Raw genomic sequence first — 22,104 nt, forward strand, 5'->3', positions numbered from 1 at the left:
AGCCGCGCGGCACCCATGCCGCTGGTTCTCGCCTCCTCCTCGCCGCGCCGGCGCGACCTGCTGGCGCGCCTCGGCTGCGCGCCCGATCGTATCGTCTCGCCGGCGATCGACGAGACGCCGCGCCGGGCGGAGCCACCGCGCGTCTATGCCTTGCGCCTCGCGGTGGAAAAGGCACGGGCGGTCGATCGCGCTGCGGATGAGGCGGTCATCGCCGGCGATACGACGATCGCACTCGGCCGCCAGATCCTGCCACCGGCCGAGACGGAGGCGATCCAGCGCGATCTGCTGACGCGCCTCTCCGGCCGCCGCCACCACGCGCTGTCCGCGGTTTGCGTCATCGCCGCGGACGGCACCGAGCGCACCCGCCTTTCCGATACGATCGTCGCCTTTCGCCCGCTTTCTCCTGCCGAGATCGACGCCTATATCGCCTGCGGCGAAGGGCTGGGAAAAGCCGGCGGCTATGCGATCCAGGGCCGGGCCGAGGCGTTCGTTCGCTTCATCCACGGCAGTCATTCGGGCGTCATCGGCCTGCCGTTGACCGAGACGCGCGCGCTGCTCCGTGCCGCCGGACTGCCGCTTGCCTGAATGGATTTACGAGGCCGGGATCGGCGAATGCCGCGCCGCGCTGATCGATGACGGCCAGATCGTCGAGGCTGCGATCGAGCTCCCCTGCCCCTTGCGGCTCGGCACGGTCGCATCGGCCCGTCTGGTCGAACTGACCGCGGGCGGCATGGGCCGCCTCGACATCGGCGGCGAAGAGGCGGTGATCCCCCGCATCCCCGCCGGCATCACCAAGGGCGCGGCACTGACCGTCGAGATCGTCCGCGAGGCGATACCGGAACCCGGCCGCCCCAAGCCACCGCGCGCGATCGGCACCGACGCCATCCCGGCGCCCGGTCCCGACCTGCTCACCCGCCTGCACGCCAGCGGCCATCGCGTCCGCATCCTGCGCGCCCACGAACCCGACGCGCTCGAAGCGGCCGGCTGGTCCGAACTGCTGGAAGAGGCCGCTGGCGGGGCGATCGTCTTTCCGCTCGGTGCGCTGCGGATGTCGCCGACGCCGGCGATGACGCTGTTCGACGTCGATGGTCCGCCGCCGCTCGACCCGCTTGCCGTCGCCGCCGCCCGTGCCGTGGCCCACGCGATCCGCCGACACGCGATCGGCGGGTCGATCGGCGTGGATTTTCCGACCCTCGCCAACAAGGCCGGGCGTCAGGCGGTTGCGGAGGCGATCGACGCCGCCCTGCCGCAGCCGTTCGAACGGACCGCCGTCAACGGATTCGGCTTTCTCCAGATCGTCCGGGCCCGGCCCCGCGCGTCGCTGCCGGAACTGCTGCGCGCCGACCCGGCCGCGGCGGCGGCACGCGCGACGCTGCGCCGGCTGGAGCGAGAGCCGCCCGGCAGCCCGCTGCGCCATCGGTTGCCGCCCGCAGTCCATGCCCGCCTGACGGCCCGGCCGGACTGGCTGGCGGAGCTCGCCCGGCGGACCGGCGTCACCCATCAACTGGACTGCGCATGACACCCAAGCCCTGCCCGATCTGCCGCAAACCCGCGACACCCGACCACACGCCCTTCTGCTCGCGCGGCTGCCGCGATCGCGACCTTCTGCAATGGCTGAGCGAAGGATATCGCGTGCCGATGAAGGAAGAAGAGCAAGACGGGCTGGACAGCGACGATCGGGCTGACTAAAGGCGCGCTTCCGAACGCGGCGATGCCCGCGCTCCACCCTGCCCGGGTAGCTCAGTTGGTAGAGCATGCGACTGAAAATCGCAGTGTCGGCGGTTCGAATCCGTCCCCGGGCACCACCTGTCCCATAATGATTAATCGCGCACGCTAGCGAGATTGATGTGCACGCTTACGCAGTGCAGGTGCACGCTAAGGCGCCAGCTCAGGCAGAAGCACCTCGGATTTTGAGCGCAACCTACCTTCGAACGGGTATGATGACGGCTTGAGTGGTGTCACTCCTCGCTGATCCACGTAGCTGGAGATTTGAGAAAGTGACTGACCGCATGAACCAGGAACAAGATAATACCTGTCAGGACGACGCTTTGGACGAGGCCCTGGACGAGACGTTCCCGGCCAGCGATCCTATTTCGATCAGTCGATCGCCCAGGGATCAAGGCGGATACGAAAATACATCAGGTCGTTTCTTCGAGTGACAGAACGACGGTGGCGGCCTTGGCGAAGGCAGCCGCCACACAGCATACGACAGTGGCACGATCACGCCATCTGGGCGGCCGCCTTAGCCCCTCGGATCTTTTCAGCGCCCATCCGATCTCGCACACTCATCCGCAGTAGGAATAGCAACCTAGTTTGGGAGATTTACCGCTCCATCGTTCTTGAACGATCTACGCCGCTGGCGGTCGCGTATTGAGTATCGAGAAGTTGCCGACGGCATGAACCGTCAGGGCACCGTGCCGGTCGACCACCTCCCCCGAGACGTAGACGGTGCGACGACCGACGTTCAGCACACGACCCGTAGCCGTCACGGGCGTGTTTCGGGCGTCTATCGATCGGATGTAGGTCAGCGTGAGGTCCAGGGTCACTACCGCGCTTCCGACCGGCAGCATGGTGTGCGCTGCAGCGCCCATCGCCGTGTCGAGCATCGTCGCGGCGACTCCGCCATGGAGCATGCGCAACGTGTTCTCGAGCGAGGCCTCGTAATCAAGCCTCATCGCGATCTCGCCTGGTTCGGCGACGACGCATCGGAAGCCGATCGCGCGAGCCATCGGCGGGGCTGGCAGCGTCCCGTCGCGTATTCCCCGCATGATCTCCAGCCCGGACAGCCCAGCCGTCAGCGGACCGGCCATTGCCGCATCATGCCACTGAACGGTCCGCTCGCGGAGTGCGTCGGCGGGAATGGGGAATTCGACGAACGGCGACAGCCGGGCACCTTCGTCGTCGCTGGTCGACGAAATCACCGCGCCTCTCGCCAACCCTTGGCCTCCTGGACCTCGGCTCTCCCGTGCCGGCGATCGTACAGGCACAGATAGCTTCCCTTCACCCCTCGCAGACCTTTTTGCGGAAACTCGCCGGTTACAAGCACCGCGACCTGCCCGATACTGTCGCTGAACACGAGGGGAGCCGACGTGGACGGATGAAGAAGTCGGCTCTCGGCGGAGCAGCGCGCCTTGGCCTCGGCTGCGAGCTTGGACCAGGCACTGGTCGAAGAAGCATTCCCGGCGCCGGGCATCAGCAGCAGGAGGGGGAGCAGCGCGCGCTTGATCATCAGGTTCGTCTTTCCGGGTTGCGGTCCTTCATCGAATAGTCTTCTCCTCCCCCGCTCAAGATCGCGACAGCCCAACTTCGGTATGGGGGCCGCCGATCCGGCTTCCCTGATTCTGCAGGACCAGGTGACTAGCCTGCCCGAGCTCCGGCCGTATGCGGCAGCGTGAGGACGAACCTTGCCCCCCGCGGGAGGGGGAGCGTGGCGATCGATCCACCGTGCGACTCCGCGATCGAGCGGCATACCGCCAGGCCGATGCCCATTCCGCGTGGCTTGGTCGTGTAGAAGGAGTCGAAGAGTCGCTCCCGAGCTTCAGGCGCTATACCCGGCCCGGTGTCGTCGACCGTCAGCATGACCATGTCGCCGTCTCGTCTTGTTGCGATCTCGATCTGCCTCTCGTCCTCCGGCAGGTCCTGCATGGCCTGTATTGCGTTGAGCACGAGATTGACCACCACCTGCTGAAGCTGGACGCGATCTCCGCAGGTGGAAGGCAGATGCTGCTCGAAGCGCAGTATGAGCTGGACCTGTCCCTGCTTCAGCTCGTGTCGCAAGAATGGCAGAGCTTCAGACACCATGGCGTCGAGCGAGAGCGGCTGTCGCTCCGGCGTGATCGGCGCGACGACGGATCGGATCCGCGTCACGATCTCGGTGGCGCGGTTGGCCGCTCCGAGCGTGTGCTCGGCGAGCGAGCGGAGTAGCACCGGCCTGGACGCGTCCTTCTCCAGGACGCGAAGCGTCGTGCTGGAGTTCGTGATGATGGCCGAGAGCGGCTGACTGATCTCGTGGGCGACGGAAGCCGCCAGCTCGCCGAGGGTTGCGATCCGGGACGCGTGGGCGAACTCGGACCGAACGAGTTCGAGCCTCTGCTGAGCCTCTATCCGATCGCTGATGTCGACCACGCCGCACAGTACAGGTTGGTCCGATCGACGCTCCGGCTCCGCCCAGAGCGTGATGTTCACGTCGACCTCGCTCCCGTCCGGCCGACGGATACGGTTGTCCTCAGGCGGGATCAGCCGCTTTTGGTAGCGCCCGTTAACCGCACGCGCGACGATGCTCCACGTTTCTGGCGGCCAGATCCAGCCGACCCCCTTCGCTCTGACGTGTTTTCTTTCCAGGCCGAAAATCTGGAGAGCTCTGTCGTTGATCGCGCCCACACGCATGGCGTCGATCATCTCCTGCATTCGTTCGGCATGCCCCATCAGGTGCCAGCCGAGTTCGACAACGCCTTCAGCTCGGTAGCGCGCGATCAGCCGGTCGGCGTCCGAGAAGTCGTATTCCAGCAGACCTATCGACATGGCGTCGAAGAGCTTCCTGAACTTCTCCTCGCTCCGCTGCAGCTCTGCGAAAGCCCGCTTCTGCTCGCGGAGGTCAACCACACCTACGACCATCACTCCGCGCTTCGCGCTTTCGGGCGACCAGGCCACAGTGAAAAGGGCGTCGATCAGGCTGCCATCGAGCGCGCGCAGCCTCGTCTCGCACACGAAGTCAGGCTGCTTGTCCATGACTGCCACCAGTGCGCCGACATAGTCTGGGATGCTTTCATCAGGCCACAGCCGACTGCTTCGCCGGCCGCACAGCTCCGCCCCCTCGGTCGCACCGAAGAGCCTTACGCTGGCAGCGTTGACGTCGACGACCTTCTCGAGATCCATAAGGGCGCGCACCCGGCGGGGATCGCCCAGCAGATGCGCTTTCAGATCAGTGACGCCGCTGTCGCGCATCCTTTTCAGCTCGGCTCCGACCATGCGGAAGTCGGTCTCGAAGAAGCTGACTGCCAACGCCTGGAAGAGATTCTCGAACCGGTGCGTCGCGGATCGAACTTGGCGTCGAAGCTGCTCCAGCTCGCACGCGGTTCGCGCCGTCTCGACGATCTCGCAGAGAAGTCCCTCCTGGTCGCGGCGAGCTTTCCAGCGGACCTGCAGCAGCGTCGGCCCGACCACTGTTGGGCGGATCACCTCGCCGATCCAGCTTTCGCCCCCGTCCAAGCGCGACCGCCATTCGGCCTCGGCATCCCCGAAAAGTTCACGCGCATCTCGACCGAGCGCCGTCCCACGCGCATAGCCGTAGAGCTCCTCCGACGCGCGGTTCCAACCGACGATCTTTCCATCGGCACCGATACGGACGACGCTGTCGCCAAGCAGATCGTACGGATCGGCAGGACACCCCGGCTGCCCGACAGCCCGGATGCCGGAAGCCTGTTCTTCAAGGCCTTCGCTCTGTAGCAACCGTTCGACTTCATCCCAGAGGCGCACGCCGCTACGTGCTGCAATCATCTCCTACCTCCGCCTACCTGGAATTCACATCGCTACTTCGACCATCGACCACGTACCTCGGTATGCTTGTGGAAGCAGGATGCGCCGTCTAGTTCTCGGGACGGTGTAGTCGCGGCGGAAGGATTGCTGACTTGAGCGTCCCATCGCTTGTGGCCGTGATTGACGATGACGAGGACGTGAGGATCTCGCTCGAGATGCTCATCGTGAGCATCGGACATGAGGCGGTACTGTTCGACTCTGCCGACGCCCTCCTTGCAGCAGGCGGCCTGGAAGCCTTCTCCTGCTTCATCAGCGATGTCCAAATGCCCGGAACGGACGGGATCCAGCTGGCTCGTCGGCTCCGACAGGCCACATCTGCGCCGGTCATTCTCGTGACCGCGTTCGCGAGCGAGGACGTCGAGCGGCGGGCGCAGGAAGCCGGCGCGTACCGCTTCCTGAGCAAGCCCTTTGATCCGAACGACCTCATCGGCGAGCTTGAGACCATCCTCGGCTAGCGGCCGGCATCGGCCATGGCCCGGCTGTCCCATACTCAGGTAGGTCGCTCACGCCCCTCCGTACGATTTCCGGCAGACCGCGCGTGGCGCAGGAAAGGCACGTCGCCCGGACGGCGGCGTATCCTGGAGCAGGCCGATGAATGCCTTCACCGCTTTACCCGTCTTCGAGAACGTGATCGAGCAGAGCGCTTCGAAAGAGGAGCCTTCGGCTTGGGCCTTCGACGGCGATCCAGCCTCGGAGACCTTCGGGCCCTTGGAGTGGCTGGTGATAGCCATCGGGCAGCGGGACGGAACCTCGTCCTTCCGATCGAGGCCACTTCTAGACGCGTTCGGCCGACTGTTCGCATACCGTCAGCCAAACCGACTTGCGAATTGCCGGCTCGAGGAGCTGCGCCGCATGGCGGCTCTCGCGAGCGAGCGTGGCTGGCACGTTCCTCCGAGTGAAATGGCCGCCTTCCTACGTGCAGGCTGGTCCGAAGGTCAGCTGGAGCTTCTCATCGAAAAGTTATCTCCAGCCCTGGCCAACGAATAAGCACTGGAACGTCAGTCGGTCGCTCCGACCTACACCCTACCATCGTATTGTTCCCAGCGGCCGAACGCAGCTTCTAGAGACTGGCGTAATCTTGGCGGAGTTGATCCAGTGGACGTCCCTGCAGACCTGATCATCGAGGCAAACCGCGGGCTCGAACGCTGAGACCCGCGTTGCATTGTCTCCACCGCCCTAACGCAGCGGCGCACGCTTCCGAAGCTGAATGGCCGCTCCCGGGTACTAGCCCTCACCCGTGTGACAGTACGTTCCTGCGCACCTTGAAGCTGGAAGAAGGAGCAATCCTCGCCAGCAATCATGATACCACGCTGAAGGAAGCGCATGCGATCGGCGACATGTCCTTTGACGGGCTCAGCCGCGTCGCGTCGAGCGTTTGCAAGGGTGGGCCTGGTCATATCGGCGATCAGCCTGCTGCTGACCGCCGTCGAAGCAGCCTGACACCGAGAATGGCGGGACCGGCGGTTCGACAGCCTGTCTGCATGGAGCAGGTGTTGTCACGATCCCGGAAAGCTAGAGTATGGGCCGAGCCGTCGAAGGTGTCGGCTACAGCGGAAGGTGAGGAACACAGGTGCAGCGAGTCCTGGCGCAGTTACTGGATCTATCCAGCGAGAGCATGATCTCGATAGGCGCCGACGGAGTGGTCACCAGCTGGAACCTGGCTTCGACTACGCTTTACGGCTGGCAGCCTCACGAGGCTGTGGGACGCAGCGTAGCCGAACTCGTCGGACACTATCCGGAAGCCGCGACACAGGCGCTCGCCGCGACTGGTCTGTGGGAGGGTATCGTCAAGCGAAGGAAAAGGGACGGCTCCGCCTGTACCGTGCGGCTCCGCGTCGCTCGACTGGCGGAGGCGGACCGTCCCGAGTTCATGGAGGTCAGCTCGCTGCTCGACGTAAAGCATCCCGCCGAGCGGGCCCTGGCGACGAGCCAGTATCGCTACCGCAATCTGTTCGGCGCCGTGGCGGCCTCGTTCTGGGAGCTGGACTTCGTCGAGGTCGGTCGCATGATCCAGCATCTGGCGAAGAGCGGCGTCACCGACATACCGGGCCATCTCCGCAGCAATCCCGAGGTCTCCCGCGACATGATGCGGGCGACCCGCATCATCGACACGAACGATCGCTCGATCGAGATGTTCGGCCCCGCCACGAAGCGCGAGCTGCTGGCGACGCCGCTCGACTTCTACTGGCCGGAGGAGAGTACTGGCGACTTCGCCGAGAGCGTCATCTCGGCCATCACGAACAGGCCACGTCACGTCGCCGAAACCCGGATGAGGGCCTTGGACGGGCGGATCTTCGACGCGCTCTTCACCGTCTCCTTCCTTCCTGGCACCGTCGGGGGCGGAACGCTCCTGGTCGGCTTCACCGACATCTCGGATCGGGTCCAGGCCGCAAGGCAGCTCGACGAAGTGAGCGCGCGCAGACAGATGCTTCTCGACGTCCCCACGATCGCGCTCTCCGAGCTGTCGGCGCCCGGGATCGCGGATACGTTCCGGCAGCTCCGGTCGGAGGGCGTCTCCGACATGCATCGGTACATCGACAGTCATCCTGACTTCGTCGACTTCGTCATCGCGAACCTTCGCCTCGTCTCCGTGAACGATGCGGCCGTGCGTCTGTTCGGAGCGTCATCGTCGGACGAGCTGATCGGCAGGAGCATGACCGGCATCATCCCGCCCGGCTGCGAGGTCCTGCGCCGATCGATCGAAGGGTCGTTCGTGCGCGAGCCGGTCTTCCAGTCCGAAATGCGGATGCTGCGCCTGGATGGGAGCCCGGTCGACACGCTCTTCTGCCGCGTGTCCAATCCGGATCCTGCCAGCAGCGAGGTGCTCGTCGCCCAGATCGACATCACGGATCAGGTCCGGGCGCGAGACGAGATCGACAGGATGCGTCAGCAGGTCGCGCATGCCTCCCGCATCTCGCTGCTGGGACAGCTGACCGCCTCGATCGTCCACGAGGTAAGCCAGCCCGTGACGGCCATCGCGAACCATGCCGCCGCCGCCGAGCGGCTTGCGCGCAGGCCTGACCCGCCCACGGGTAAGCTCGGAAGCGTCCTCTCGCTCATCGGCCAACATGCGGTGCGCGTCGGCGAGATCATCCAGCGGCTGCGCGCTGTCGCGGCGAACAGGGAAGTGCCGCTCGTACGGCTGTCCCTCGACGACATCGTCGCCGAGACCCGGCTGCTGCTGCGTCAGGAACTCGACGAGCAGGGCATCAGGGTAGTGATCGACCGGGGCGTCGGTGCTCCCCTGGTCATGGGCGATCGTATCCAGCTCCAGCAGATACTTGCCAACCTCATGATGAACGCGATTCAGGCGCTGGCCGAGGTACCAAGAACGACGCGGAAGATCGATCTGGAGATCCGGTCGGATGGGATTAGCGCACATGTCGCGGTCAGCGACACGGGCCCTGGTCTCTCCCCGGAGTTCCTCGCAGCGCCCTACCAGACCTTCAGGACCAGCAAGGCCGACGGGCTTGGCATGGGACTGGCCATCTGCCGCTCGATCGCGGAAGCGCATGGAGGCAGCATAGCGGTGCGGGACCGCGCGGACCGACGCGGCGTCGTATCGACACTGGTCCTGCCCCTCGCGGGATAGATGACGAACGGACGGCACGACAGCTCAACGTCCGTGAACGGATCGGATGCCCGATCCGCTCAAGGACGGATCAGAGGCCGAGCCGCTCGATCTTTCGGATCATGTCGGCGACGGAGACGGATTTCAGCTTCCGGCCTGCGCTGGACCTGTGCATCTTGACCGTGATCTCGGTGATCCCGAGCTCGAACGCGATCTGCTTGTTCAGCAGTCCCCTCCCCACCCCTCGCAGGACGTCGCGTTCCCGGGGGGTGAGCTGGCTTCCCAGATGACGGATACCGTTCACCTCGTCCTCGTCGCGCCGCCGCTCGCCATCGAAGCGGAGCGCTTCCGCCACCGCGTCCAGAAGCTCCTGCTCGCGGAACGGCTTCGGCAGGAAGTCCACGGCCCCCGCCTTCATCGCCCGGACGGAGGTGGGTACGTCGGCGTAGCCGGTGAGGAAGATGATCGGAAGGCGGATACCCTTCTCCGAAAGCTGCGCCTGGAGCTCGAGACCGCTGACGCCTGGCAGGCGCAGGTCGAGGATGAGGCAGCTCGGACGGTCGGGGAGTCCCGCCGTCATGAGCTCTGCCGTGGAGCCGTAGGTCAGCGTCTCCATGCCCACCGAGAGGAACATGTCCGTCAGGCTTGCACGGATATCAGCGTCGTCGTCCACGACGAGCACGAGCGGCGCCTGAGCGGTCTCCTCAAGGACGGCCGCCTTCACGTTAAGGTTTCCTGCGACGCTCATCTCTTCCAGCCTCCGCATGATGCCGGACTAGACTTCGACTTAGCGCATCAGCTGCTGTCGTGCCATCTCGGATCGTCCTCGTGGCTACATACATGAGTATGGGATCGCCCCCTTCGGCTCGCTACTCGCTGCGCTGGCCCGAGAAGTCCAGGAACCTCGACTGCGCTCCGAGAGTAGTCAGATCAGCCGGTACACGCCGCCGCCGGAGCGGGTGGTATTCCGGCTCAGGAGGAACTGTAGCCTAGATGACCGGTCCGACCTCCCTCATTGCCGTAGTGGACGACGACGAGGACGTACGGGTTTCACTCGAGGCCCTCATCAGCAGCATCGGACATCAGGTAGTTCTGTTCGAGACCGCAGATGATCTGCTGGGGTCTCCCCTCCTTTCCGAAGCGGCGTGCATCGTCAGCGACGTTCAGATGCCGGGAACGGATGGCATCCAGCTCGCCAGGCGCCTTCAGGCGAGGGCCGGCCCCCCGGTCATCCTGATGACTGCATTCCCGGCCGCCCAGCTGGAGCGAAGCGCCTACGGAGCCGGCGTGCTCAGGTTCCTGCAGAAGCCCTTCCCACCCGACGATCTGATCGAAGAACTCGAGCTTCTGCTCGACTAGGCGAATGCGTTGATCAGTCAGAGGTGATGGAGAGCGCCCTTCCGAAAGAGCAACAGGACGGTGCTGAGCGCGACCTGCTCCTGAGCGGTCGCGCTATGCTTCTCGTGACTGAGCTTCGGTCTTCTGCAGTCGTCCTTCCGCGTCCCACAAAAAGGTGAAATGGTTCTCCCTCATTCGCCTCTCGACCTCCTCAGCGGGAAGGCCAACCACGTGACCGAAGTACTGTTGCAGCAGCCCGCACTTTATGTACCCGACCAGCTTGTCGTCGCGATCGAGGAAAACCGGTCCATCACCATCGACGCATCCCTCGATCACCAGACCTGAGCCGTTTTTGTCGAGCATGAGCGAGCGAAACTGGGGCCGGTTCTCTAGATGAAGGTTCGCGGCCGCTAGCTCGGCCGCCAGTTCGCGCGCCTGCACTCTGTTAAGCGGGCCGTCGATCCGTTCCAGGATCTGATCGATCCCGGATACAGACGCCTGAGCATCGTTCAGAACCGCAAAGAGAAGCACGTCGCCCAGCTGCAGGTAGATCGTGGATGCGTCGGTGACGGTCGCCGCGTCGAACGCCTGATCGAGGTCCGCAGCCTGCATCACGATCAGCGACCCCACCACGTGCGACCCGAGTTCGGCGCCGGTGTAGTGAGCTCGCGCGACGGAGTGCAGGTGATGGAAATGCTTCCATTCGTAGTCGGCGGAAATAGGCTCCTTCCCCTTACGATCATCGCGATGACGCTGCAGAAGCCGATCCTTCAGGTGGTACTTGAGATATACCAGCACCAGCCACTGAAACAGGAGAAAGCCGCCGCCGTCTCGCAGCATCGCGTCCACGCCCTGGAAGCCCTTGCCGACCGCTTCGCTGATCGGCGTCTCAAATATGCGAGACATCTCGGAGTTGCAGTCGACGCAGCATGGCAGCGTGTATGTGCCGTACCGATGGCGCACGCCATTGGGCAGAGTGACGGTCTCTTTGTGCAGATTGAACCGGTGCAGTAGCCAGTTCGGGAGGATATGTTCGCGGTTGAACCGTACCTCGCGCTCGGAACGGCCACATACGAAGCAGCAGCTGCCGACGCAGATGTCTCGCACGAATCTCTCGACGCTGCAGAAGATCAGGCGTCCGTCGGAGCTGGTCACGGATCCATCGTGGGCTATTGGCATGCCTCCATGTACCTTCATATCCTGACCTATCCAACCGGCGGCCTCGATCACGCGGCAGTGTAGGCAGACCTCACGGCCCTGCATGCTAGGGGCTGACACCCGGACGTTGGCATGGCCACCGAGCTGCCGAGAAGGTACGGCCATCGTCATCCGACGAGTACGGCCTTCACCGCGATCGTCGAACGGACTGCCCTTCTCGGCGCTCGTGCGGGTCAGCTTTTGACGAAGGCCAGTAGATCCGGGTTCAGCACGTCCGCATGGGTCGTGAGCATCCCGTGCGGGAAGCCCTTGTAGACCTTGAGCTGTCCCTGACGGAGCAGCTTGACGGCCAGTGGCGCGGCGTCCGCGATCGGCACGACCTGGTCGTCGTCGCCGTGCATCACCAGCGTGGGAACGGCGATCTGCTTCAGATCCTCGGTGAAGTCGGTCTCGGAGAAGACGGCGACGCAGTCGTAGTGCGCCTTGGCGCCGCCCATCATGCCCTGACGCCACCAGTTCTGGATCGTTCCGGGATAGACCTTCGCGCCCTCGCGATTGAAGCCGTAGAAGGGGCCGCTCGCGATGTCGTGATAGAGCTGCGCGCGATTGGCCGCGAGAGCCGAACGGTAGCCGTCGAATACGGACATCGGCGATCCACCCGGGTTCTTCGCGGACTTCACCATGACGGGCGGTATGGCCGACACGAGGACGGCCTTCGCAATCCTGCCGGGCTTCGCCTTGGCCGCGTAGCGGCAGGCCTCGCCGCCTCCGGTCGAGTGGCCGATGTGGACGGCGTTCCTGAGGTTGAGGTGATCGGTCAGCTCGATCACGTCGGCGACGTAGGTGTCCATGTCGTTGCCGACGTCGGTCTGGGTGGAACGCCCGTGGCCGCGGCGATCATGCGCGATTACCCGATACCCCTTCGAGAGGAAGAAGAGCATCTGGGTGTCCCAGTCGTCCGACGAGAGCGGCCAGCCGTGATGGAAGAAGATCGGCTGGGCATCCTTGGGCCCCCAGTCCTTGTAGAAGATCTGCGTGCCGTCCTTGGTCGTGAAGGTGGTCATGGTCATGTCTCCGTGCGTCTGGGATGGGGATGCGAGAAGCGGGGTGGCCGCGGCACCTGCGATGACGCCGGCAGCCAGCAGGCTGACGAGCGCGTCGCGACGTGACAGCTCTCCGAACCAGCCGGACAGAGTCTCCGCGTTCACGACCCGGACCTGCTTGCGCGGACGGGCTGGCCGTCCGCATGGTTTGTGCTTGAAGCGATCATCGGAAGGGCCTCCATCGGGGTACGCGGCATGTGCCGGGCTGCCGACGATGATGACGCTCGTCCCGCCGACCTCCAATTCTACGAAGGCACGCCACGACCCATACCATCGTGCAGTGCAGTGCGACGTCCCGGTCGAAGTAGGCTCCGTCAGTCAGTCACATCCGAACGAGGTATCCACATGTCCAGAGACGGCTTCAGCAAGGGTCGGCCGCGCATCGTAGTGGCGGGGGCCACGGGCCGTGTCGGCGCGGCTCTGATGGCCCGGCTTGCCGATGACCCGGTGGAGGTCCTTGGACTGTCGCGGAGCGCGTCGAATTGCCGCCTGTCGCCCGCGCCCCCCATCGCGCAGATCGATTTCGACAGGCCTGCAAGCCTCTCCGTCGCGCTCGAAGGCGCCGATAGGCTGTTCCTAGCTCACGGGACGTCGGACAGGCAGGTCGAGAACGAGATCGCGATGATCGATGCAGCAGTGCGCGCTGGCGTCTCGCACATCGTCAAGCTGTCCGCGATGGGACCGCCCACCCGTCTGCACCCCTTCGACTGGCACATGAAGATCGAGGCGCATCTGGCCGACTGCGACATCGGCTACACGGTCCTACGTCCAAGCTGCTTCGTGGACGTCCTCGCACGAGCGAAGGCTCCCGTCGCCAGCGGCACCTGGGGCGGGACGGCAGAAGACGGTCGGGTCAACCTGATCGATACGCGGGACGTCGCCGACGTGGCGCGGGTCGCGCTGCTCGACGAACGCTTCCTCGACTCCCAGCGGGCGTACCATCTCACGGGCCCGGGCACGGTGAGCATGCCGGAGATCGCGGAGGAACTGTCGCAGCTACTCGGCCGACCCGTGAACTATGCGCAGCGGACGCGCGCCGAGCATCGGGAGATCCTCGTCGCCTCGGGCGTCAGCGAGATGGTCGCGGACCTGCTGCTCGGGCTCGACCGGATCTTCCGTGATGGCGTGCTCGCCGAGACGACCAAGACCGTGAGCGATCTCACGGGCAAGGACGCGCGCCCTGTCAGCGGCTGGCTCTCCGACAACCGGGCCGCCTTCGGACCGTCCGCCGAGGCAGCCGCCTGAGATCTCCCTTCTTGATCCAGAGACGACCATGAGCATCAGCAGGACCGACATCTCCTTCCGAGCCGACGCGGAGACCGCGATCGGCGGCTGGCTATTCCTTCCCGAAGGGGCCGGGCCACACCCTGCGATCACGATGTCGGCAGGGTTCGGCGGCACGATCCATCACGGCCTCGAGCCGTTCGCGGTTGCCTTCGCCGAGGCTGGCTTCGCGGTCCTGCTGCACGATCATCGCGGCTTCGGGTGCAGTGCTAAGCTGCCTCGCCAGGATGTCGACCCCTGGCGGCAGATCGCAGATTGGCGGCGGGCCATCTCCTACCTGGAGGGCCGGCCCGAGGTGGACGCGAAGAGGATCGGCCTCTGGGGCACGAGCTACTCCGGCGGGCACGCCATCATGCTCGGTGCCAGCGATCGAAGGCTGAAGGCGGTCGTCGCCCAGGTGCCGACGATCAGCGGCTACGAGCAGGGCCTGCGACGGGTCCCGGCCGATCAGCTCGCCGCCGTCGACGAGGCGCTGGCACAGGACGACCGCAACCAGCTCGACGGCCAACCGGGCTATCAGGCACTGGTCGGATCCGATCCAGGCGTGCCGGCGGCGTATCGGACGAAGGACGCAATCGACTTCATGCTTCGGCCCGTGCCGGAGGGCGTATGGGAGAATACGGTCACGCTGCGCTCGTCGCGGCTGGCGCGCATGTACGAGCCGGGCGCCTTCGCGAGCCGCGTCTCGCCGACGCCGCTGATGTTCATCGTAGCGCGGGAGGACGGGGCGACGCCGACCGACCTGGCGCTCGCAGCCTACCAGCGGGCGCTCGAGCCCAAGCGGCTCGTTCTGGTCCCTGGCGTCCACTACGACATCTACATCGCCCAGCGGTCCGCGGCGATCGCCGCCGCCCTGGAGTGGTTTCGCGAGCATCTCTGACCCGAAAAGAAGGACGTCACCATGACCGAGGCAGTCCGTCCCCCGCTCGAATGGGAGCTGTTCATCATGAAGCGCGCGAGCGCCACCCAGGGCGTCCCGCCGGGGAAGGAGAGCCTGAGCTGGGTCGCCAACACAACGACCCTGTTCTGGGGCGAACGAGACGCCGTGCTGGTGGACACCTTCCTCAGCGATGCCCACACGTCGGTGCTCGCCGACTTCATCGAGAGCAAGGGCCGGACCCTTCGCTCGATCTATCTCACCCATGCCCATCCCGACCACTTCTTCGGTCTCACCAAGCTGCTGCAGCGCTTCCCCCAGGCTCGGGCGATCGCCCGTCCGAACGTCGTGGACGCGATGCGGGCGACTTCGTCGCCCCGGGTACTGGAGTCCAACTGGAAGCGACGCTTTCCAGGTCTCGTGCCCGATCGTCTCACAGTAGCGCAGGTACTCGAGAATGATCGCTTCGAACTCGAAGGCCACGAGTTCCGGGTGATCGATCTCGGACACACCGACACGGACGACACCACCGGTCTTCACGTCCCCTCGCTTGACCTCGTCGTCTCGGGCGACGCCGTCTACAACGAGGTCCATCCCTTTCTGGTCGAGACGGACAGGGCGGGTCGCAAGGCGTGGCTTGCGGCGCTCGATCGCATCGAGGCGCTACGCCCGAAGATCGTCATCGTCGGGCATGGACCGCTTACCCCCGACAACAGCCCGCGACACATCGAAGCCACCCGGCGGTACATCGAGGACTTCGACCGCCTGGCGGAGGAGACGACGACGGCCCGGGAGCTCTATGATGCCATGCTCGCACTCTATCCCGAGCGGGTGAATCCAGGATCGCTGTGGGGCAGCGCGCATGCTGCGAAGCGCGAAGCCTGATGGCGTACTTCGATGCCGCGCGGCATCGACCTTCTCGGGATCCATGATCGAGGCGCCACCTCGCCTCCTCCGCAGCGACTTTGCGAAGCGAAGGTCGGGAAGGTATGCTCCTGAATAGTGCCGGCCGCGAGCCGGTGCGAACGAAGGGGGCCGGCGTGATGGACGGGCGACTGACAGGACCGCTTTCCCTGGTTGCGGCCATTCTGCTCGCGGCAGCCGTCTTCTCCGTCGACAGCATCGCAGTCTACGACTTCTCGGTATCGATCCTCTATCTTGCGGTCCTGGTACTCGTATCGGTCGGTGGCGGCGTGAAGGCGGTCCTGCGGGCGGCGCAGATATGCGTGGTGCTGACCGTTCTGGCCTGGATCGTCGCACATCTTCCCCAGCCGACCCTGGCGAACGGGCTGCGCTGCATATTCGCATGCGTGGCCATCGGCGTGACCGCCGCGCTGCTGGTCAGCCGCAAGCGCCTGGAGGCAGTCAGGCTGGACCTGGACCGCAGCAGATCCGAAGTGGAGCTGTTCGCCAACTCCGTTCCCTTCGTTCTCTGGCGCTCGAACCCGCAGGGCGAGATCGAGTACCTCAACGAGAGCTGGACGGCGGTGACCGGACTGGACCGCTGGAGCGTTCTGGAAGGGCAGCGCTACAACGACGTCGTCCACCCGGACGACGTGCCGGCCCTTACCGAGACGGTCTCGCACGCGGTCGCGACGCGTACGATGACGGATCTCAAGATCAGGGTCCGCCAGCGTGACGGCAGCTATCGCTGGATGCAGATCTACGACAGCCCTGCCTACTCGCCTCTTACCGGCAAGGTGGAGCGCTTCGGCGGCCTTTCGGACGTCCATGACGAGGTGGTCGCGAAGGAGGAGCTGCAGAAGGTCCAGCGAGAACTCGAGGTGAGCCGGGCCGAACTGATCAACGTCACCGATTCGGTACCGCAGATCCTCTGGCGGTCGGACGCCTCCGGCACCGTCGACTTCTACAACCGGAGGTATCCGGAGCTTACCGGGCGGCAGTTCGGCGACCGGATCGAGCCGGAGGACTACCTGGCGGACATTCATCCCGACGACCGGGCCGGGTTCGTAGGTCTGCTGGAGGAGGTGATGCCTGCGGAGAAGGAGCTCCGTACGGTATACAGACTGCGCCACGCGGACGGCAGCTATCGCTGGATGTCCCACGTCGGCCGGCCGGTGCGCGTCGCCGGCAGCTCGGGCGAGATCCGATGGTACGGAGGGATGTCCGACATCCACGAGGAGGTGGCGGCGCATCAGAAGGTCCGCGAGCTGAACGAGACGCTGGAGCAGCGGGTGGCGGAGCGAACGTCCGAGCTGGTCCGCACCGAACGCCGCTACGCCGGCCTGTTCGACGTCAGCAACATGACCTTCGCGGAGATGGACTTCAGCGCGGCAGAGAGGATCCTCGACGGTCTCAGGGCGCGCGGAGTCACCGATTTACGCTCGTACATGGCGACGCACCCGGACGAGCTGGCCGCCACCCTGGCGGTCATCCGGACCACGCGGGTCAACGAGGCGCTGGCGTGCATGATGGGCTACGAGAACGTGGCCGAGCTCGTCGCGAACCCACCGGCCCAGAATGCAGACGACGGCCCCGAGGTACTGCTTCGCCAGCTGGAGATGTACTTCGACGGGCTGAGCCATATCGATGGTCGCACCGTTCTCGTCGGCAAGGGTGGCAGACGGATACCGGTCTACTTCACCGTGACCAGGCTGGCGGAGGGTCTCCACCTGTCGAGTCACGTCGACCTCTCGGAGCAGGAGCGGATCGAAGGCATGCGCCGTGCAGCCCAGACGGAGCTTGCGCGCGCGAACCGGATCGCGACCGTCGGCGCCTTCTCCGCCTCCATCGCCCACGAGCTGAATCAGCCGATCGCCTCCCTGCTGATGGATGCCACGACGGGATTGCGCCTGGCAGGAAGGGAGAACCCGGACTTCGACGCGGTTTCACGCATCCTGCAGCGCGTCGACAGGACGGCCCAGCGCATCGCCGGTATAGTACAGCGGACGCGGGAGAACATCGTCGCAGGTCAGCCGGCCAGGAAGGCGGTCGATCTCTGCCGTCTCGCCACCGAGACGCGCGACCTCCTCCACCATGATCTCGCGCGATCGGGGGCGGATCTGCAGATAGTCTGTGGCGAAGGCGTGCCATGCGTCATGGGCGACCCGATCGAAGTGCAGCAGGTCCTCGTCAACCTGGTGAGCAACGCGGCCGACGCGATGCGGGACCAGCCCGGACGTCGCCGCATATCGATGGAGATCGCCGCGGAGGACGCTGCGGTCCGTGTCCATATCGCGGACTCCGGGCCGGGCATTCCCGAAGAGCACCTGTCCAAGCTGTTCGACCCGTTCTTCACGACTAAATCGACCGGAATAGGGATGGGTCTGAACATCTGCCGCACGACCGTCGAGGCGATGGGCGGGAAGCTGACCGTGCGGAACCTGCCGAACGGAGGCGCCGGCTTCTCGTTCGACCTGCCGATCGCGGACGCGGATCCGGCCTGAAGCGAACCGGACTTCGTCGTGGCCATGCCCGGCACCTACGGGGGTGCGTCCGGATAATACCGACGTCCATATCGCTAGCCGCGCCGGCGTGAGCCACGGTCTCCTCAAGGAGATCGAACCATGCAGACGCATCAGAACGCCCCCACTCAGTTCATCGAAGCGGGCCAGAACCGCTACGCCTACCGCCGGTTCGGCAACTCGACCGGGACGCCGATCGTGCTTCTGCAGCATTTCACCGGTGGGCTCGACCACTGGGATCCGGCCTTCACCGACGGCCTGGCCAGGGATCGCGAGATCATCCTCGTGGACAACGCGGGCGTAGGCGCCTCGAGCGGAGAGACACCGAGCACGATCGAGGGAATGGCGGACTGCGTCGTCGAGTTCGTCGATGCGCTGAAGCTAGGGACCTTCGACCTGCTGGGCTTCTCCATGGGCGGCATGGTCGCCCAGGCGTTCGCCAAGAAGAACGCCGAGCGTGTCCGGCGTCTCGTCCTGGTCGGTACCAGCCCGCGTGGCGGCGATCCGTCGCCGTATATCGCCGAGGTCTCCCAGCGCGCCCGCGGCAACGCAGGCCTCGACGACATGGCCTGGCTGTTCTTCGGACAGTCGGACGCCGGCCGCGCGGCTGCGGCGCGGTACTGGGAACGGCGGCATGCACGCACCGAGGACGTCGATGCGCCCAGCGGCATGCCGACGATCATGGCGCAGGTCGCCGCCGGGCGGGACTGGCTCGAGCCGCACGGCGAGCGCTTCGCGGACCTCGCCGCCATCACGATGCCGACGCTGGTGGCGAACGGCCACCTCGACGTGATGCTGAACACGACGAACTCCTTCCACCTGCAGCAGCATCTGCCGAACGCGCAGCTCGTCATCTACCCGGACTCGGGACACGCCCCTCACTTCCAGTATCCCGATCTGTTCCTGGCTCATCTGCGACTCTTCCTGGAAGCCTGAGCGACAACGGCGAGGCGCCACGTCGGGCACCTGCACTTAGACGGGCGCCTCGATCACGCATTGGAGAAGGCACATACCATGGCGACGCTCGAAGGCAGGCTGGCGGTGGTCACCGGCGGAAGCTCCGGCATCGGCTTAGCCATAGCGAAGGCCTTCATACAGGAAGGCGCGCGCGTGGTCGTGACAGGCCGGCGGGAGAAGGAGCTCGGCGAGGCGGTGGCTTCGCTTGGGCAGGCCGCCACCGGTTTTCGCGGCGACGTCGGCTCGCTCCAGGATCTCGACCGCCTGTACGAGGTCGTCGCCGGACTGGGTCGGATAGACGTGCTGGTCGCCAACGCCGGGGTCGCCGAGGTGGAGACGCTGGACGCGATGACCGAGCAGCACTTCGATCGGCTCTTCTCGACGAACGTGAAGGGCAACGTGTTCACGGTGAAGAAGGCGCTGCCGCATCTCCGTGACGGCGCCTCCATCATCCTGATCGGCTCGGTGGCGGGATCCAAAGGTACGCCGGGACTCGGCGTCTACGGCGCGACGAAGGCGGCCTTACGCAACTTCGTACGCTCATGGACGATCGAACTGAAGGACCGGCGGATCCGATCGAACGTCGTGAGCCCCGGACCGGTCGACACGCCAGGCACCCAGCGCCTGTCCGCGGAAGCGTTCCAGAAGCTGGTCGCATCGGTTCCGATCGGCCGGGTAGGTCTGCCCGAGGAGGTGGCCCAGGCGGTGCTCTATCTCGCCTCCGACGCATCCAGCTTCGTCAGCGGCACGGAACTCTTCGTCGATGGCGGTCGGGCACAGGTCTGATCCTGGCCGACCGGGATCGGGCCTGCCGCCAGTATGCTGGCCATGTTCGGCCACATCGTCTGCCGGCCATCTCCTGCACGGACGAGCATACATCGGGTCCGAAGATCGTCGCCGCGTGTCAGCTTCGATCCTATGCAGGTCGCTGCTTCTTCAGCCTGACCGAGTTGGCAAAATCGCCTCGAACTCAGTCTTCGTAAAAATGCCCGCTTTCCCGTGACAGAGCTGCGCGGTCCTGAGCCTCGTGACGATCGTGCTCCGCGTCCATGGCGTGATCGCCACGCTCGCGGTCGACTTCAAGCTCCTCGTCGCCGACGCAGTCATCAACTTCAGGTTCGATGACCTGGACGGCAGTGAGGAAGCCGGAGCGGCCCGCGATATAGAGGTCCCGGACGTCCGCATCGAAACGCGCCAGCTCGGCACCGACGGGACTCTTTTCCGGAAACAGCAGCAGTTCGCTCTCTCCCGCGCCCTTGAACGGGAGCGGCCAGGGCACGGCGTGACGCACATAGGCGTCGAACGGTTCGAAAGCGGCGATGAAGCGCTCCTCCAGATTTTTGGCGTCGTTCTTCGTCGGAGTCTGCTTGAACGCGACTACCTTCCAGTCGCTGCAGCCGCAGCACGGAGGTACGGGCTCACCCGTGGTCGGATGTCTGCCATTCAGTCCGATTTCACGCATAGTAGGGCGCTCGCTTATGCCGACCTTCACAACGACGCGGTCGAACTCCTCCTTCGACCAGGCGAGTAGGCGGTCGCTGGCAGCGACATATACGTAGTGCGGTCGATTATTCATCGCGACCTACTGCTATACCAGGCGTGAAGGAAAGGTTGCGGAGCTTCGCGGCTAGTCCCGAAGAAGCCGCCGCAGCGTAGCCTCGCCCCCGCGATTCGGACCTGTCGGATATCGGGTAGCCGGAGCCTCTTCGTCGCTTCTTGGAACCTGTATAATTGCCGCCGCAGCGGCCGCGAGGGATGCATGATCGCCAGGGCCCTCGGATCAGCCGCTGGTCTGGCTCCGAGCTACGTCCCCCTGATCCTTTTGGATGTCGTATCTCACGCGATTTTCCAGAATCTGTTCAAGGTGGGCGCCCGCCCATTCGCCCAGATCGCGCAGCGGCCTCGAAAGCGAGTGACCGAGCTCCGTCAGGGCATATTCCACCTGAGGCGGAACGGTCGGATGAACCGTGCGGCTGACCATGCCGTCGCGCTCCAGCGCCTTGAGCGTACGCGTCAGCATCTGCTGCGAGATGCCGCCTATCACGCGCTTGATCTCGTTGAAGCGCCGCGGCCGCTCGATGAGGACCATCACGATCATCACCGTCCACTTGTCGCCGACGATCGTGAGCACTCCGCTCATCTTGCGGCATCGCTCCGTCACGCCGTGAGAGGCAGGCATATCCATGTGACCTGGTCCTAGAAATATGCGTTCTTGGCGAACGATCTCCGGTCACATAGCTGGTCCTGGTCACAAATCCAGACCGGAGACCTCCAGTGAAACTTCTGCATCTCGACTCCAGCATCATGGGCGACGGCTCGGCCAGCCGGGCAATCTCCGCCGCAATAGTCAATCGTCTTCGGGAAGCGGAGCCCGACCTGGAGGTGACCTACCGCGACCTCGTCGACGAACCGCTCTCCCACCTGACGCTCGAGACCTACCTGGCTCTCGCCGACGGCGAGGACGTGCAGCAGTTCCTGGACGCCGACGTCGTGGTCATCGGCGTGGGCTTCTACAACTTCTCGATTCCCAGTCAGCTCAAGGCATGGATCGACCGTATAGCCGTGCGCGGCAGGACCTTCGGCTATGGCGAGAACGGGCCGGTCGGACTGGTCAGGGGCAAACGCGTCATCGTCGCACTGGCTCGGGGCAACGTCTACGGCGAGGGCTCGCCCTATGCCGCCTACGAGCATGCCGAGACCCTGCTACGTTCCGTGTTCGGCTTCGTCGGTGCCGACGTGGAGGTGATCGTGGCCGAAGGCATCGGGCGCGGCGAAGCGGAGCGTCGGGCTGCCGTCGAAGCGGCGATCGACGAGGCTCGGCGCCTTGAGCCGAACGAGGTCGCTGCCGCCGCGTGA

At 65.1% G+C, this 22,104-nt stretch carries 23 protein-coding genes and 1 tRNA gene; 16 read left to right on the plus strand and 8 right to left on the minus strand.

From position 1 onward, the window contains the following. Positions 1-15: 15 nt before the first annotated feature. From NF699_07730 to NF699_07750, 5 genes are all read left to right on the plus strand, one after another. Positions 16-585, plus strand: a complete 570-nt coding sequence (locus NF699_07730; GenBank protein ID USU06536.1) for a Maf family protein — start codon at positions 16-18, stop codon at positions 583-585. Beyond that, positions 578-1,519 (plus strand): ribonuclease, encoded by a 942-nt coding sequence (locus NF699_07735; protein USU06537.1) that lies wholly within the window; start codon positions 578-580, stop codon positions 1,517-1,519. The genes NF699_07730 and NF699_07735 overlap by 8 nt, the downstream gene beginning before the upstream one ends. Beyond that, positions 1,516-1,689 carry a DNA gyrase inhibitor YacG gene (gene yacG, locus NF699_07740; protein USU06538.1) on the plus strand — a complete coding sequence of 58 codons (174 nt, stop codon included), beginning with the start codon at positions 1,516-1,518 and terminating at the stop codon, positions 1,687-1,689. Before NF699_07735 ends, yacG begins: the two co-directional genes overlap by 4 nt. 40 nt (positions 1,690-1,729) lie before the next feature. Then, positions 1,730-1,805: transfer RNA gene (locus tag NF699_07745), tRNA-Phe, on the plus strand. A gap of 204 nt (positions 1,806-2,009) precedes the next feature. Next, positions 2,010-2,159, plus strand: a complete 150-nt coding sequence (locus NF699_07750) for a hypothetical protein (GenBank protein USU06539.1) — start codon at positions 2,010-2,012, stop codon at positions 2,157-2,159. A 189-nt stretch (positions 2,160-2,348) separates the two neighbouring features. Here the strand turns inward: NF699_07750 and NF699_07755 are convergent, their stop codons facing one another. From NF699_07755 to NF699_07765, 3 genes are all read right to left on the minus strand, one after another. After that, positions 2,349-2,936, minus strand: a complete 588-nt coding sequence (locus tag NF699_07755; protein USU06540.1) for a PaaI family thioesterase — start codon at positions 2,934-2,936, stop codon at positions 2,349-2,351. Continuing rightward, positions 2,918-3,229 carry a hypothetical protein gene (locus NF699_07760; GenBank protein USU06541.1) on the minus strand — a complete coding sequence of 104 codons (312 nt, stop codon included), beginning with the start codon at positions 3,227-3,229 and terminating at the stop codon, positions 2,918-2,920. The genes NF699_07755 and NF699_07760 overlap by 19 nt, the downstream gene beginning before the upstream one ends. Positions 3,230-3,357: 128 nt before the next feature. Continuing rightward, positions 3,358-5,496 (minus strand): PAS domain S-box protein, encoded by a 2,139-nt coding sequence (locus tag NF699_07765; GenBank protein USU06542.1) that lies wholly within the window; start codon positions 5,494-5,496, stop codon positions 3,358-3,360. Between the two features lie 155 nt (positions 5,497-5,651). On the opposite strand from NF699_07765, the gene NF699_07770 reads away from it, so the two are divergent. From NF699_07770 to NF699_07780, 3 genes are all read left to right on the plus strand, one after another. Then, entirely contained in the window at positions 5,652-5,990 is a 339-nt protein-coding gene (locus NF699_07770; protein USU06543.1) for a response regulator, read from the plus strand. A gap of 136 nt (positions 5,991-6,126) precedes the next feature. Continuing rightward, positions 6,127-6,522 carry a hypothetical protein gene (locus tag NF699_07775; GenBank protein ID USU06544.1) on the plus strand — a complete coding sequence of 132 codons (396 nt, stop codon included), beginning with the start codon at positions 6,127-6,129 and terminating at the stop codon, positions 6,520-6,522. 583 nt (positions 6,523-7,105) lie between these two features. Next, a complete protein-coding gene (locus NF699_07780; GenBank protein USU06545.1) occupies positions 7,106-9,127 on the plus strand; it encodes a PAS domain S-box protein in 2,022 nt (673 codons plus the stop codon). Between the two features lie 70 nt (positions 9,128-9,197). Here the strand turns inward: NF699_07780 and NF699_07785 are convergent, their stop codons facing one another. Beyond that, entirely contained in the window at positions 9,198-9,830 is a 633-nt protein-coding gene (locus NF699_07785) for a response regulator transcription factor (GenBank protein USU06546.1), read from the minus strand. Between the two features lie 269 nt (positions 9,831-10,099). On the opposite strand from NF699_07785, the gene NF699_07790 reads away from it, so the two are divergent. Beyond that, entirely contained in the window at positions 10,100-10,465 is a 366-nt protein-coding gene (locus NF699_07790; protein USU06547.1) for a response regulator, read from the plus strand. Between the two features lie 93 nt (positions 10,466-10,558). On the opposite strand, the gene NF699_07795 is transcribed toward NF699_07790, so the two are convergent. Continuing rightward, the gene (locus tag NF699_07795; protein ID USU06548.1) at positions 10,559-11,599 is read right to left on the minus strand and encodes a hypothetical protein; all 1,041 of its coding nucleotides are present in this window, start codon (positions 11,597-11,599) and stop codon (positions 10,559-10,561) included. Between the two features lie 236 nt (positions 11,600-11,835). Continuing rightward, complete coding sequence (locus NF699_07800) at positions 11,836-12,666, minus strand: alpha/beta hydrolase (GenBank protein USU07031.1); 831 nt, start codon at positions 12,664-12,666, stop codon at positions 11,836-11,838. A 384-nt stretch (positions 12,667-13,050) separates the two neighbouring features. Between NF699_07800 and NF699_07805 the strand changes: the two genes are divergently transcribed. The 6 genes from NF699_07805 to NF699_07830 all read left to right on the plus strand — a co-directional run bounded on the left by NF699_07805 (position 13,051) and on the right by NF699_07830 (position 20,034). Beyond that, positions 13,051-13,950 (plus strand): NmrA family NAD(P)-binding protein, encoded by a 900-nt coding sequence (locus tag NF699_07805; GenBank protein ID USU06549.1) that lies wholly within the window; start codon positions 13,051-13,053, stop codon positions 13,948-13,950. A 28-nt stretch (positions 13,951-13,978) separates the two neighbouring features. After that, positions 13,979-14,869, plus strand: a complete 891-nt coding sequence (locus NF699_07810; GenBank protein ID USU06550.1) for an acetylxylan esterase — start codon at positions 13,979-13,981, stop codon at positions 14,867-14,869. 21 nt (positions 14,870-14,890) lie between these two features. After that, entirely contained in the window at positions 14,891-15,751 is an 861-nt protein-coding gene (locus NF699_07815; protein ID USU06551.1) for an MBL fold metallo-hydrolase, read from the plus strand. 104 nt (positions 15,752-15,855) lie between these two features. Next, the gene (locus NF699_07820) at positions 15,856-18,273 is read left to right on the plus strand and encodes a PAS domain-containing protein (GenBank protein USU06552.1); all 2,418 of its coding nucleotides are present in this window, start codon (positions 15,856-15,858) and stop codon (positions 18,271-18,273) included. A gap of 120 nt (positions 18,274-18,393) precedes the next feature. After that, positions 18,394-19,227 (plus strand): alpha/beta hydrolase, encoded by an 834-nt coding sequence (locus NF699_07825; GenBank protein USU06553.1) that lies wholly within the window; start codon positions 18,394-18,396, stop codon positions 19,225-19,227. Between the two features lie 78 nt (positions 19,228-19,305). Beyond that, complete coding sequence (locus NF699_07830) at positions 19,306-20,034, plus strand: glucose 1-dehydrogenase (protein ID USU06554.1); 729 nt, start codon at positions 19,306-19,308, stop codon at positions 20,032-20,034. A 184-nt stretch (positions 20,035-20,218) separates the two neighbouring features. On the opposite strand, the gene NF699_07835 is transcribed toward NF699_07830, so the two are convergent. Together NF699_07835 and NF699_07840 are read right to left on the minus strand one after the other, a co-directional pair. Next, positions 20,219-20,824 (minus strand): hypothetical protein, encoded by a 606-nt coding sequence (locus NF699_07835; GenBank protein ID USU06555.1) that lies wholly within the window; start codon positions 20,822-20,824, stop codon positions 20,219-20,221. A gap of 204 nt (positions 20,825-21,028) precedes the next feature. After that, entirely contained in the window at positions 21,029-21,433 is a 405-nt protein-coding gene (locus NF699_07840; GenBank protein USU06556.1) for a helix-turn-helix transcriptional regulator, read from the minus strand. Positions 21,434-21,522: 89 nt separating this feature from the next. Between NF699_07840 and NF699_07845 the strand changes: the two genes are divergently transcribed. Further along, positions 21,523-22,104 (plus strand): NAD(P)H-dependent oxidoreductase, encoded by a 582-nt coding sequence (locus NF699_07845; protein USU06557.1) that lies wholly within the window; start codon positions 21,523-21,525, stop codon positions 22,102-22,104.

It is taken from the genome of Sphingomonadaceae bacterium OTU29LAMAA1 (assembly GCA_024072375.1).
GTDB lineage: Bacteria > Pseudomonadota > Alphaproteobacteria > Sphingomonadales > Sphingomonadaceae > Sphingomonas.